Annotated in this window: 14 protein-coding genes; 7 read left to right on the top strand and 7 right to left on the bottom strand. The window is 48.9% G+C overall.

The genetic code is table 11. The features are described from left to right. Positions 1–333 precede the first annotated feature (333 nt). Positions 334–1,320, bottom strand: coding sequence for a ClpXP adapter SpxH family protein (locus ACYVAD_RS16635; protein WP_461140636.1), 987 nt, complete (start codon positions 1,318–1,320; stop codon positions 334–336). Between the two features lie 254 nt (positions 1,321–1,574). Here ACYVAD_RS16635 and ACYVAD_RS16630 point away from each other — a divergent pair, with 254 nt between their 5' ends. Then, positions 1,575–1,868, top strand: coding sequence for a winged helix-turn-helix transcriptional regulator (locus ACYVAD_RS16630; RefSeq protein ID WP_461140635.1), 294 nt, complete (start codon positions 1,575–1,577; stop codon positions 1,866–1,868). A 29-nt stretch (positions 1,869–1,897) separates the two neighbouring features. On the opposite strand, the gene ACYVAD_RS16625 is transcribed toward ACYVAD_RS16630, so the two are convergent. After that, on the bottom strand, positions 1,898–2,647 hold the full coding sequence (locus ACYVAD_RS16625; protein WP_461140634.1) for a DUF2306 domain-containing protein: 750 nt from the start codon (positions 2,645–2,647) through the stop codon (positions 1,898–1,900). Between the two features lie 353 nt (positions 2,648–3,000). Here ACYVAD_RS16625 and ACYVAD_RS16620 point away from each other — a divergent pair, with 353 nt between their 5' ends. Beyond that, positions 3,001–4,692 (top strand): TlpA family protein disulfide reductase, encoded by a 1,692-nt coding sequence (locus tag ACYVAD_RS16620; RefSeq protein WP_461140633.1) that lies wholly within the window; start codon positions 3,001–3,003, stop codon positions 4,690–4,692. 571 nt (positions 4,693–5,263) lie between these two features. Here ACYVAD_RS16620 and ACYVAD_RS16615 read toward each other — a convergent pair. The 3 genes from ACYVAD_RS16615 to ACYVAD_RS16605 all read right to left on the bottom strand — a co-directional run bounded on the left by ACYVAD_RS16615 (position 5,264) and on the right by ACYVAD_RS16605 (position 7,162). After that, positions 5,264–5,449 (bottom strand): hypothetical protein, encoded by a 186-nt coding sequence (locus tag ACYVAD_RS16615; RefSeq protein WP_461140632.1) that lies wholly within the window; start codon positions 5,447–5,449, stop codon positions 5,264–5,266. Between the two features lie 601 nt (positions 5,450–6,050). Then, positions 6,051–6,428: a hypothetical protein gene (locus tag ACYVAD_RS16610; protein ID WP_461140631.1), complete on the bottom strand. Its 378-nt coding sequence runs from the start codon at positions 6,426–6,428 to the stop codon at positions 6,051–6,053. 299 nt (positions 6,429–6,727) lie between these two features. Continuing rightward, positions 6,728–7,162: a hypothetical protein gene (locus tag ACYVAD_RS16605; RefSeq protein WP_461140630.1), complete on the bottom strand. Its 435-nt coding sequence runs from the start codon at positions 7,160–7,162 to the stop codon at positions 6,728–6,730. A 263-nt stretch (positions 7,163–7,425) separates the two neighbouring features. Between ACYVAD_RS16605 and ACYVAD_RS16600 the strand changes: the two genes are divergently transcribed. Beyond that, entirely contained in the window at positions 7,426–9,066 is a 1,641-nt protein-coding gene (locus tag ACYVAD_RS16600; RefSeq protein WP_461140629.1) for a Na+/H+ antiporter, read from the top strand. A 166-nt stretch (positions 9,067–9,232) separates the two neighbouring features. On the opposite strand, the gene ACYVAD_RS16595 is transcribed toward ACYVAD_RS16600, so the two are convergent. Together ACYVAD_RS16595 and ACYVAD_RS16590 are read right to left on the bottom strand one after the other, a co-directional pair. Further along, a complete protein-coding gene (locus tag ACYVAD_RS16595) occupies positions 9,233–9,403 on the bottom strand; it encodes a Na+/H+ antiporter NhaA (RefSeq protein ID WP_461140628.1) in 171 nt (56 codons plus the stop codon). Between the two features lie 41 nt (positions 9,404–9,444). Continuing rightward, a complete protein-coding gene (locus ACYVAD_RS16590; protein ID WP_461140627.1) occupies positions 9,445–9,726 on the bottom strand; it encodes a Na+/H+ antiporter NhaA in 282 nt (93 codons plus the stop codon). Between the two features lie 227 nt (positions 9,727–9,953). Between ACYVAD_RS16590 and ACYVAD_RS16585 the strand changes: the two genes are divergently transcribed. The 4 genes from ACYVAD_RS16585 to arsB are packed head-to-tail and all read left to right on the top strand — an operon-like array spanning position 9,954 to position 12,651. Beyond that, positions 9,954–10,280: an ArsR/SmtB family transcription factor gene (locus tag ACYVAD_RS16585; RefSeq protein WP_461140626.1), complete on the top strand. Its 327-nt coding sequence runs from the start codon at positions 9,954–9,956 to the stop codon at positions 10,278–10,280. Between the two features lie 52 nt (positions 10,281–10,332). Beyond that, entirely contained in the window at positions 10,333–11,169 is an 837-nt protein-coding gene (locus ACYVAD_RS16580) for an arsenite methyltransferase (RefSeq protein ID WP_461140625.1), read from the top strand. A gap of 11 nt (positions 11,170–11,180) precedes the next feature. Beyond that, on the top strand, positions 11,181–11,606 hold the full coding sequence (locus tag ACYVAD_RS16575; RefSeq protein WP_461140624.1) for an arsenate reductase ArsC: 426 nt from the start codon (positions 11,181–11,183) through the stop codon (positions 11,604–11,606). Then, entirely contained in the window at positions 11,599–12,651 is a 1,053-nt protein-coding gene (gene arsB, locus ACYVAD_RS16570; protein ID WP_461140623.1) for an ACR3 family arsenite efflux transporter, read from the top strand. Before ACYVAD_RS16575 ends, arsB begins: the two co-directional genes overlap by 8 nt. The last annotated feature ends 233 nt before the right edge of the window (positions 12,652–12,884 follow it).

Below are 12,884 nucleotides of genomic sequence, written 5' to 3'. Positions count from 1 at the left end.
ATCAACGAATAGACCGCGTTGATACGTACGTCGTTATTCGATGCCTGAGAGCAAAAGTATGACGTCTACAACGCATTCCGTGTTTCGGATCGATGAACAGCCGGTTTACCTACGGACTGGCCGGACAACGGACATACCCTACTGACTAAGTTAGGTAAATGAAGGTCACGCTTGGGCCGGAAAAAGAACGTTTGGACACGTACTCTACGAAGGGCTGTTCACCTGGACTTCCGGGTCGTTGTGGTACGATTACGTTTCGTTGCGCCACACAAAGCCCCGGTCAGTAAAGTACCGACCGGGGCTTTGCGAGCGAATGAATCACTTATAAATTACTTACTCCCGACGGGTCCACAACACCCCATTTTTGGTTGTGATTTTATCTAGTTTATCCGCATCTACCAGCTTTTGCAGATAGTTGTCGCTATCCTGCCGGCTAACACCGGACAACTCCGAAAATTCACGGGATGTCAGCGTTGGGTATGTCGCAAATAGACTTTCCCAGTCCTGCCTTATTGGCGCTTTGGTTGCTGTAGGCAATTGGTGCCGTAGGGCGTCTTCGTAAGCAGCGTACGGTTTTGATCCGTATACTTTTTCCGGCTGGTCCTGGCTGTTGACAAAGAACATCGTAGGAAAACCGCGCACGCCCAGCTGCTGGCCTACTGCCAGATCCTCCTGAAAAAGGGCTTGCGCCTTCCCTGTATAGTCGATCTGAAACTGATCAACATCCAGTCCTACTTTTTGCGCAGCCGTCACCAAATGCTCCCATTTGGTGATATTATTTTTGTGAAGAAAAACCATTTCGCGGATCTCCCGCAGAAAGAGAACGGCTTTAGCGTGGTCTTGAAGCTGAGCGGCTTTGAACGCAATCGAGGGTGGATAGGACGAATCCAAGGGGTCTTCCAGCCATACGTCGCCGTCGATGGGCATATCATAACGCTGGCTTACTTCATCCCAGTGATGAGCCACGTCAGAGGGCTTACTGATACCACCGCTATTGTAACTCCAGTCGGGCAGTAAGCCGCCCATACGGTATTCAACCTCGACGCTATGACCATACTCAAGCTTCAGCTTACGTAACTGGGGCTCGATACCCCAGCATGACGAGCAGATGGGGTCGGTGTAGTAAATAATCTTGATTGGCTTTTTGACCGGCGAGGTAGCCTGCGTGGGTGCTGTAGCCTTTGACCCAGGCATCTCACACATCCCCGTTTCCAGATCACACAAAAGCGGATTTTGATCCTTATTTTCCATTGGTTTGTTCATTACTTGGTTCGGTAAATCGGCTTGCGCGTGTCCCCACCTGTCCAGCGAGCCGACCATGATTTACTGATTACGTTCATACGTTTCGACTGGTTGCCTTGATCAACCTGTCCCGGCTTGTTTAGTCTCCGAATGATAGGTGTCAATTACTGTTTGCGATAGCCAGGAGTTTACCGAATAGCGCCGTTGCCCGTCAGCCCTACGTAGACCACCTGATCTGTCATTTTTGTTTGTCCCTGATGCGTAACTTGACGCCAAAATTGGGCAAAGCGATAGCGCGGGTCAACTAGTCAAAAAAACCTGACCATAAAAAGATGCAAAAACTTGACAATAGCTGTCCCGCCGAAGAGCTGCTAAAGCTGCTGTCGGGGAAGTTGAAACCGCAGCTTTTTCAATTGGCCCTGGGTGGCCCTTTACGGTTTAATTCGTTGCTACGATCGATCGAAGGAGCCAATAAACAATCACTTGCTCTGGCGCTCAAAGAATTAGTGGATGAAGGCTACCTGGAGAAAATAGTAGTCAAGCAAAAGCCTTTACACATTGAGTACCTGCTTACCGAAAAAGGCCAAGCGTTAATTCCAATCTTTCAACAGCTAGAGCAATTATAACCGGCTTCCTAATTGTGCCAGTATAACAGTTATGGTTTAGGCTCTTGCTCCGCGTTTCCCACAAATCCCTTCCCATGAGCCATAGGCTGTGGCTGTAGGACTACTCCGTTCTCCGATTTTTGTTTGTAGTAATTCACGGTACGGGCGATCAACAAACTACCAACCAAGGCTGGTGTAAACCACCCAATGGTCTCAGTCCAGGCAGGGGCTCCATCCGGTACTATTCGGTTCGCATTATTCACTAGGAACGCAGTAAATGTGGCGATGTATGAACCACCCATCCGGGTAATGTGGTGATAAAACCAGTGCATCTTTTCTGGCCGTTTGGTGAACGATTTGGCATCATACCAAGCATTTTTGAAGGTCAGAAAGCCAAAGACGGTGAACAGGATGGCCACGACTGAGAACCCATTGGTTAGCAAATAAGCGCCGAATCCAAGCATGGCCACGCTCACCGTTAGAGTCAGGTAGGTGAGCAGTTTATCGATCATCTGAGGTTTTTGTTTCTTCTGCTTAGCGGCCCGCCATCCCGTTAGGCTTTGGTACAGACTGAGTACGGCAATGCCGATCAAAAACAGGCGCATCATCTTAAATGGTTGCAAGACGCATAGCAAGAAGGCAGTAGCCATCCCAACCATCATACAATAGACGTAAATCAGACCAGCTCGTTTGTGGATTCGAGTACCCTTAGAAAAAAACATGGGGATGAGCCCAACCGTCAGGGCCGTAAAACCCGCAACAATGTGAGCGGAGAGCAAGACTAAGAGCAGCGTTTTCATAGCTATTGTGTTTGTGTTTGGCTGGTCCAAACTAGAACACGATCCTGCCTTTCTCAACGTAAGGGGACATAAAACACGGCTGAGGGACATTTGGGCGCAGGGCACTGCTGGAACGACTACTTCACCCTATTGCTGCTTTGCCCGACGACCTTTTCTGGTGTACAAATAAACCAAAGGCTCGCTCGCCTACTGGGCTATGTTTCGGCGTATCGCAAATCGCTCCCCTGTGAGATAACGAGGGGTTACCGTATTCTCAATTCGGGCGTTTGAGCTAGATTGTGTACTTAGGATTGCACTAATTTTTCCTAGATTTAATAACTCCAAGCTTATTAATCGAACGCCATACCTAAACCATGAAAGCCGCTATCACAATTTGGGTTTTACTCATCATCGTTGTTCCTGGCCTTGCGCAACCAGTTGGCGTTGTCGCTATCGAAGATCCTCAATTTGATACCCAGTTCGCCCAACGCGCAATACCCCAAGTCACCGGTAAACTCCTTCACATAAGCCCACAGGAAATAAAGGAAACCACCATCACCTATACGCTCGTTACTCTGTTAGGACAGAAAACAAAAACTGCTCACTTGGCAGCGGATGGAAGCTTTGAACTGGAACTGGACTATCCACTGCCTTACCAACAGATGTGGGTACAGTTCGGCGAACTGTTTTATACGGGCCTCTACGCCAATAAACAGCTATATGTCGAGTTAGATATCCCTAAACTAAAAGCAGCCGGAAAGGAGGTTGCCTTTAAGGCAGACGGCGTTCGGTATCTAGGCGACGATGGCCCCCTAAACGAGTACATGAATGAGTATATACTCTTCAAACGGGCCGAACAACTGGCTCTTTCTTCGCGCGTACAGCAGGTACGCCGGTCTCAACACCCAGTGGCTAGGGAAGTGCTGGCCGCCCACACCCCTATTTTCGACTCCTTAAAAACGATTCAGACTGAGTTTATAGCTACTCATCCGTCGCCCTATGCCTGGCTACTCGAGAATGAGCGGCTGTCCGAATTCTATAGTTGGATTTGCCTTCATTACTGGGGGCATACAATGGAACCGGCTCTTTTCGATCAAATTAAAGCGCACAAGACGTATCTACGATCCAATAGCAGCATGGTCCTTTACTTATACCTATCCACTTATTTTCGCCAACTTCCCGCTAATCGAGTGATGGTCGATTGGGAGGATGTGGCCCGCTTGTCCGATCTGACGGAGCCGGAAAAAGCGGCCATTGATTCCTTACGGAGTACGGCCACGCTTTCGCCCGCTCCTGCCCATCGGACCCAGTGGACGAAACAGTTGGGGCCAAGGATGCGGAAAATATATCAGGATCGGAGGATTGCCCAAGGTATTCGCTGGCTGGACAGTCTCTACTCACCCTCACGGGCCGACTTCATGAAGCTGCAACTAAATGACAGTAAGGATATTGTCGAACAGAAAGCAGCTCTGGAACAGATACTGCCCAGTATGTCCACGAACTGGTGTAAGTTGATCGCGAGGAAAGAGTATGCTCGTACTGTTGATCAGCTAGCCTCCGTGAATAAGGCATTGGCCGCTTCGGGAAATTCACGAACCGCAGCCGGTTTCGGCAGCCCCTTACAGCAAACTGATTTTGGAGCAACGTTGTATAAGCTCTCGTCCATGAGCGGAGCGGATTTTCTCGCCAAGCTCAAGCAGAGCTTCGTCGGTAAAGCCATCATATTTGACCGATGGGCTACCTGGTGCGGACCCTGCTTGCAAGAAATGCCACACAGTAAAAAATTGCAGCAGGAGGCCAAAGACCTACCGCTAGCATTTGTCTATGTTTGCACAGCCCGAGGTTCGGATGAGGGCCAGTGGAAACGAAAAATAGGTGAGCTGAAACTGCCTGGTATTCACATTTTTGTTGATGAAGCGCTCGATGCAGAACTGTCGCATTATTTCTCGTTTAGTGGTTACCCAGGGTATGCCTTCATCGATCAAAAGGGGATCTATAAGCCAGGAGCTATCACTTGGCTAAAAACGATAAAGGACAAGAATGCCCTAGCGGCTCTGCTTGAGTAAATGGATGGAGCGTAGGAAATTCTAGCAGAGTCTATACTCTACTCCTACTAAAAATAAGTTTTTAGGCGCAGATTAATTCGTTTTCACCAAACGCTCCCACTTGAGCCCAATCAACGTTCTCGAAACGGAGTCGATCTGCTAGTCAACCACGCAGTATCTATTTTGTGCCACTCCTCCCATACACAGCACCAAATTCAGTAACCAATTGCTTTATTTTTGTGAGGCTCGCTTGTACACAAACGTAAACAGGCCAGCCCGTCACCGGGCTGGCCTGTTTACGTTTAGCTATTTCTGGACCCCGAAACCGACTTCATCGTAGCCAGCTGCTGGTTGATGAAGTCGGTTTCGTCGGCCGATAACGTAACGTTGCTAGTAGCTTGATCGCTTACAACCGAATACTTTTTCCTGTTCAATTAGTTGCAATACTCCCTCCCCACTTTCGTCGATGGGCGTTTTGCCATCAGCTCGAAAAGAGGTTTCATGCAACTGGTGCTGTGTTTCTTGCAGAGTTCTCCTCCGCTCATCGTGAGCGCAGTTATTCGTTATTTCTAGAGCTTTGGAAATAGTGATGTCACTTTTTCCGCTTCTTAGGCAGCGCGGCCTGGATATTAGCCCAGGCAGCTTTCTTTAACTGCTGATGCAGGGCTTTATCGCGAGGAACGAAAGTTATGCTACGCAGGGAGTCAGGCACCAGCTTGACCTTCCAATATATGGAATCAGAAGTATCTGGAATACGCGTATAAACTGGCTTAGACATAAATAACGGTAAAGAATAAACGACGATAAATACAGACTATTCAGTAATCTACAATAGGCGACTTAGCTTAGTTCCAGAGAATTGTCACAAACTGAACTCTTTATTGTGGGGTAGACCCAAGACAGTGGATGAAACTAGCCTTTTCGCCCCTTGGATACCACACTTGGGGGTATCAAACTCGACTCGTTTTGTTCATACTTTGGGACTTTGGGTGCACCGTGTACTTTGGGCGCTTTAGTCGCTACTTTCTTTGCGTTCTTGTTCTTCTTGTCCTGGTTAGCCATATCTATAGATTTAGTAGTATAACACAGTCAAAGAAAAAACGCTTTTATTTAGTTATAGCCCATAAACTCACGTTCCACCACATTGCCATCAGAAGAGTGACATTCTTTCAAGACAACCTGACAGCAACTGCTGATACCTAGGCTATCCTTCACCAGTACTAGGTCGCTTACTGTATAAACGCCTTCGCTCACCCAGTACCATGATGTCCCAAGACGGTTTCGAATGGCAGTTGGACTTTCATAGAGTAGGGTTAAACAGACAACGCCCCAGTTCAAATCGAACCGGGGCGTTGTCACAAATAACCTTCGCTACTAGCTTACTCTAACATTTTCACCGGTGCAGTTGGTTTCTTCTCATCGCTGATCCACATATTATAGGCTTTTCGGGCAGGACGGTTTGCCTTTACGGGCATTTTCGTTGTTGCTTCCGATGGATTTATAGAACCTACCTTTTGACGTTCAGCGTTACGCTTCTGAGCGAAGTAGACCGCATCACTATGCTCGTCTGCCCGTTTCTGCTCGTCTATTTTTTGGGCCTGATCCTGGCGCAGGGTTGTTTCAAGCAAATTAGCATCCCGCTGGTTTTCCGCCAGTTCTTTATTAGTTAAATCTGAGTTCGTTTGAGCAAGAACGTATGTAGAGGCACTCGTACAAAAAACTACTAATACTACAAAAATGATCGATTTTAATTTCATGATATTGCCTGACCATTAGAGGCTGGCTACTTGACTAACCAGCCTAATCAGATAATAGTTACAGTAAACTGAAATTGAGTCATTTAATGATAAACAAACCTGCGTTAATGCCATTATTAACGCAGGTATACATCTGTTTTTCTCATCCAGAAAACAGTCTCATCTGCGTCCACCCACCAACGAAAAAGTACAATATATTCTTGTTGCTCCTTTTATGTTTGGTGGACGATTTCGTTACGTAGTTTTTGCCTACACCCGATGCATTAGTACTTGTTTTAAACCAGGAATGGAGACGTAATTCAGTTAATGATCTCCACGTCTGCGCCGTCAACATCTTGGGGCAACGCGCCCAGTTCCAAGCGCTCGACGCGCACCGTTTCACCTATTTGTATAGCTTTATCGATTACTTTGTCGATTCGGCCCACTTCCGTACCTAAATCCGAGAAGTAAAAAAATCGTAAGGATATGGCTTTGTACGCGTGGCGCTTTGACGTATTGTGGACCGAGAACGAATGTACAGCCGTTGATCCACCTTCGCGTTTCTGCCAGGTGTACGCTGAAATAATTAAATCCCGCGGGGCGTTTGGTCGGATGCCTTCTGCTTTTGTCTCAGCTGCTTTTTGTTGAGCTAAGGTTGTTTGCGCGGTCGCTGCTTCGTTGTTCGCCCGGTTGATCAGGTACAACACAATGAGCCCCCCAAGGAGACAACCTGTGTAGATAAGCCATTTTTTCATGAAAGGCGGGAGAACTGGTACGGGTGAGAACAGACAGAACCCCGAATTAATTGCTATTTCTACTGGTAAGCCGTTTTTCCTCTCCATAAAATCCAGCTACGCTGTTTCTGGCAACTGGTACAGAAACTCAGTTGGTTTTTAATAGCACTCCCGTTACGGTAGTCGACTAAACAAACGAATTCGATTCCATTCCAGCTACTGACGAGGAAAAGCGGTTATACTATAACGTCGACCTGACAGGCGTACTAACTTCCCTGTAACGCATGGCCGACTTTGAAACCGTTATTTTTATTCTCGCCATCCTGATTGGCTTGTCGGCCATTGCCGATAACATAAAGCTCCCCTATCCTATTCTGCTGGTGGGCACAGGTTTACTAATCGGATTTGTGCCGTTTCTACCCAACCTGGCCCTTGACCCTGAGGTGGCGCTAGTCATTTTTCTTCCCCCACTCTTGTACGATGCTGCCTCCAAAACAGCCTGGCAAGAGTTCACCCAATCCATCCGTCCGATCACCACGTTAGCGGTTACGTTGGTATTTTTCACCACGACGGCGGTTGCCGTAGCTGCTTATTACTTGATCCCTGGCTTCAGTTGGCCGCTGGCTTTTGTGCTGGGTGCCATCGTCTCCCCCCCGGATGCCGTGGCCGCCAATAGTATCATCAAGGGATTAGGGCTGAATAAACGGGTCATCGCCATTCTGGAAGGAGAAAGCCTACTCAACGATGCCTCAGCGCTGATAGCTTACCGCTACGCCGTAGCTGCCGTCATGACGGGTAGTTTTGTGCTGTGGCAGGCTAGTCTGCAATTCCTGGTCGTGGCCGGCGGGGGCTTGCTGATTGGCGGATTGCTGGGTTGGTTAGTTACGCTTGCCCTCCGGCTACTATCCAGCGCAACCATTCAGACCAGCCTGACACTACTGGCCCCCTACCTGGCCTACTTGGTCGCCGAACACGCACACACATCAGGTATACTAGCCGTTGTCAGCGCCGGACTTCTAATCACCCGGCGGGCACCAGAAGTTTTTTCTCCCCAGGCCCGCCTTGAATCAAGGGCCGTTTGGGACACAGCCATTTTCCTGCTCGAAGGGGTGGTTTTTATTCTGATCGGATTGCAGCTACCGGCCATCGTTGCCGATCTGCGCGGGTACACCGCCGGTGAGTTAGCAATGTACAGCCTTGTCGTCAGTGCGGTTACGATCATTATTCGAATCCTGTGGGTCTTCTTTAGTACCTATTATCCCCGTCTGCTTGGCCGATCCGAGCGGACTCCTGACGCAGAGTCCGTTATCGATGAATCACCCAATGAAGTTGACTGGCGAAACGTACTGATTGTAGCCTGGACAGGCACCAGAGGGGTTATCTCGCTGGCGACCGCGCTGGCCCTGCCCCTTACGCTATCGAATGGTCAGCCGTTTCCCCAACGGACGTTGATTTTGTTCCTAGCCTTCGTCGTCATTCTGGCTACGTTAGTGTTACAGGGATTAACCCTACCACTACTGATCCGACTATTGGGGGTAAAGCCCCAAAACGATCAGGCACGCGAAGATCAGGCATTGGAATACCTGCTGGCCCAACGGGCACTTGGCTATCTGGAGCACGATTTTCCCGTGCCCATGTCGGCTCCACTCAAACAAACGCTGATCCGGCGCTATCAACTCGTCATTCATGAGTTAGGCACTACGTTTGCGGAATCAGAATCAAATTCACGTCGTACGAAACAGGATTATTCTCTGCTCAGCGAGCTGCGAACCGCCGAGCGAGTCATTGGTACCTATCAGCAGGGACTGCTCGTGGAGCTGGCCAGCGACAACCGCTTTAGCGATGAGGTGTTACGAACGGCTGAACGGCGCCTGGACCTTAAAATGGCTCGCCTGGATGCTTCTCAAAAAGCCGCCGAGGGATGAATTGGTCATAGCGTGTTGCACTAACCTATGTACTGACCAATGCTTTTCGATGCATCAACGGCTACCAACCCGAATACCATAACACTAAGCCAAGAATGAGGTAGAAGAACAGGTGTCTAACGCCGACCCTATTCAGGGCAAACAGTAGCAACACAATCCCACTTGCCTACAACAGGTAGAGCGTATGCAAACCGGTTGAATAAAAAACAGCGATCACAATAATGGCTGATAGGTCATCGACAATAGCCAGCTCTGACAAGAAGATCTTCAAAGACACAGGAATCCTTTTGCCCAGCATGACGACGATTGCTAGAGCAAAGGCCACATCGGTCGCCATGGGAATACCCCATCCTTTAGCGGTCGGCGTCCCCTGGTTGATCAGTGTGCGTAAACCAAGGCCAGAACGATGACACCTCCCAAAGCGGCAAAGATGGGCAGCGCGACTTTTTTGATCGAGGCTAGTTCACCGTAAAGCGCTTCTCGTTTGATTTCCAGACCAACCCGTAGAAAGAAGATGGCCATCAGCCTGTCATTGATCCACAGTAAGACAGAGTAGCGCAAGTGCAGGAAGTCTGCGCTAATGCCAATCTCGCTGTTTAACCGCCACTCAAAGCCTTCTGCCGCAGTGGAATTAGCAGCAGTACGGAGGTAATAGCACAAATTAATAGAAGGATACGTGGAAATGTCGGCGATTGGAGAAAGCTCTTGATGATTTCCAGTGTTTTATTCTGCACGAATGGTTATAGCAGTACTGGTCAAAGTTCGGAACAAGACTTACAAGTGAGCCAAAAGCGTCCTTACAATAAGCTCAGAAATTTCTTTCTAGACACACCTTAATAATTCATCGTAATATTGCAATCAATAAGTTAACCTTCTACCTTTGCCGTATGGGATTGACTAAAACCGAAGTCTTTACGGAGCATCAGAATCGAATTGCGGAGCTGGCAAAAGCTTTTGCTCATCCGGCCAGAGTGGCTATCCTGCAATTACTGATCGAGCGTAAAGCCTGCATATGTGGTGACTTGGTTGACGAACTAGACTTAGCCCAGGCAACCGTTTCCCAACACCTGAAAGAGCTAAAACGTATTGGTATCATTCAGGGAGAAATTAACCCGCCCCGCGTATGCTACTGCATCAATCCGCCTGTCTGGGAAGAAGCCCGACAAGTGTTCGGTGCGTTGTTAGATGCACCTGTTAAGGCCAACTGCTGTTAAGTGGAGGGCTTTTTTTGCCCTCAATTATCGCAATATTACAATAAACAAAACCATGCAAACCGCTGACCAAATCAAAGAGGTTGTTCGCCAGAAATACGGCGCAATTGCTGAACGCAGCCCGGCTGGACGCAGCCCGGCTGAACAGCCACAGGCTGGGAACTGCTGTGGCCCAGACACCAGCGCCAACGTGCCAATCGTCATGGCGCAGGAATACGACGCTTTAACCGGGTATGTGGCTGAAGCTGACCTCGGACTGGGATGCGGACTACCAACGCAGTTTGCCCAGATCAAACCCGGTAATGTAGTTGTCGATCTCGGTTCGGGCGCTGGTAACGATTGTTTTGTTGCTCGTGCTGAAGCTGGCGAAACAGGCCGGGTGATCGGACTTGATATGACTCAGGCCATGATCGACCGCGCCCGCCAAAACGCCAGAGCATTAGGCTTTACGAATGTTGAGTTCGTTCACGGCGACATCGAAGATATGCCCCTGCCCGAAAACGTAGCTGACGTTGCGGTCAGCAACTGTGTTATGAACCTGGTTCCCAATAAGCATAAAGCCTTTACCGAAACCTACCGCATCTTGAAACCGGGTGGATATTTCAGTATTTCAGACATTGTGCTGAAAGGCGACTTACCCCAAGGGTTGCAGCATGATGCAGAAATGTACGTGGGCTGTGTATCGGGAGCTATCCAGAAAGAGGCCTATCTACAGCTTGTAGAAGATGCTGGATTCAGTAGCATCATTGTCCAGAAAGAGCGTGAAATCAACCTGCCTGATGAAGTGCTGCAAAACTATCTGTCGAGCGATGAAATAACCCATTACCGCCAACAGGAGAAAGGCCATCCAGCCGGAGGTATCTATAGTATCACCGTTTACGCCCAGAAATAACCATGAAACAGATGACGATTCTAGTACTTTGTACCGGCAATTCTGCCCGTTCACAATTGGCCGAAGGCTATCTTCAACATTTTGCTGGTGATCGCGCTCAGGTCTACAGCGCCGGCGTTGATCCCAAAGGGGTAAACCCATTGGCCGTTCAGGTCATGGCCGAAGATGGGATCGACATTTCGCATCACACCTCCAACCACGCCGACGAATACACTACTATTCCGTTTGACTACGTAATAACGGTATGCGATAACGCCCGCGAGCAATGCCCGATTTTCTCCTCATCGGCCCAGAAGATTCACCACAGTTTTACTGACCCCGGCCATCAATCCGGACGGTCCGCCGATGCGGTTGATGCTTTAAACTCCTTCCGTCAGGTGCGCGACGAAATCAAAGCATACAGCCGCCAATTCATCGAGCAGCATCTTCATGCCTAAACTGTCGTTTCTTGATCGCTTTCTAACACTGTGGATCTTCCTGGCTATGTTGCTAGGCGTCGCCATCGGCTACTTTCTGCCGCAGTCGCAGATGTTCATCAATCAATTCAATCAGGGAACAACCAACGTGCCGCTGGCGGTTGGTCTTGTCCTGATGATGTATCCGCCTTTAGCAAAGGTGAGGTACAGCGAATTACCGAAAGTGTTTGCCAATACCAAGATTCTAGGGTTATCCCTTTTCCAAAATTGGATTGTTGGTCCCCTATTGATGTTCGGTCTAGCGGTTTTGTTTCTGTCCGATAAGCCCGAATACATGACCGGCCTAATCATGATCGGTATTGCCCGCTGCATTGCCATGGTGATCGTCTGGAACGACCTGGCCAAAGGCGACCGGCTGTATGCCGCTGGCCTGGTGGCCTTCAACAGTATTTTCCAAGTACTGTTCTATTCGGTCTACGCCTACATTTTTATTACCGTACTGCCGCCCTTGTTCGGGCTGAAAGGCTATACCGTCAACATTACGATTGGCGAAGTAGCCCAGAGCGTTTTCATCTATCTGGGTGTGCCGTTCCTGCTTGGATTGTTCTCGCGCATCATCCTCACGCGTCTATTCAGCCAGCAATGGTATGAAGAACGTTTTTTGCCCGCCGTTAGCCCGACAACACTTATTGCGCTGTTGTTTACCATCATCGTCATGTTCAGCCTGAAAGGGCAGTTGATCGTATCGATCCCGCTCGATGTGGTACGTATCGCCATTCCGTTGACGGTCTATTTTGCCATCATGTTCTTTTCGGCCTTTTTCCTATCCAAAAGGGCCGGAGCCGATTACGGTAAATCCACATCGCTGGCTTTTACCGCAGCGGGTAACAATTTTGAGTTGGGTATTGCGGTGGCCATTGCTGTATTTGGCATCAATTCCGGGGCCGCATTTGCTGCCGTGGTTGGTCCGCTGATCGAGGTGCCGGTGCTGATTCTGATGGTCAATTTCGCGCTGAAACAGGAAACGAAATTTGCTGCTCACGACAAAGACACGTTTCGCAATTAGGCGTGACGTTTATCCGGAGTTCAGGTGATCCCTTCTTAAGGCTTTCACCCAGTCTTTGAGTCGTCAGCCTGCATCTACCAAACTGGGCTTTGTAAGAGATCCTCATATCAATAAGCCTATCGGATGATTGACAAAAAAATCCGTCAGCTGTGGATAGCGACAATACGCCTTGTCTGGCTAACCAGGTTCATCGTTAAAAGCGACTAGGTATCAGGTTCGCGGGAAATCTGTCA

It is taken from the genome of Spirosoma pomorum (genome assembly GCF_054776615.1).
The sequence above is the reverse complement of the archived record's forward strand: the minus strand, read 5'-3'. Positions and strand labels throughout refer to the sequence as shown.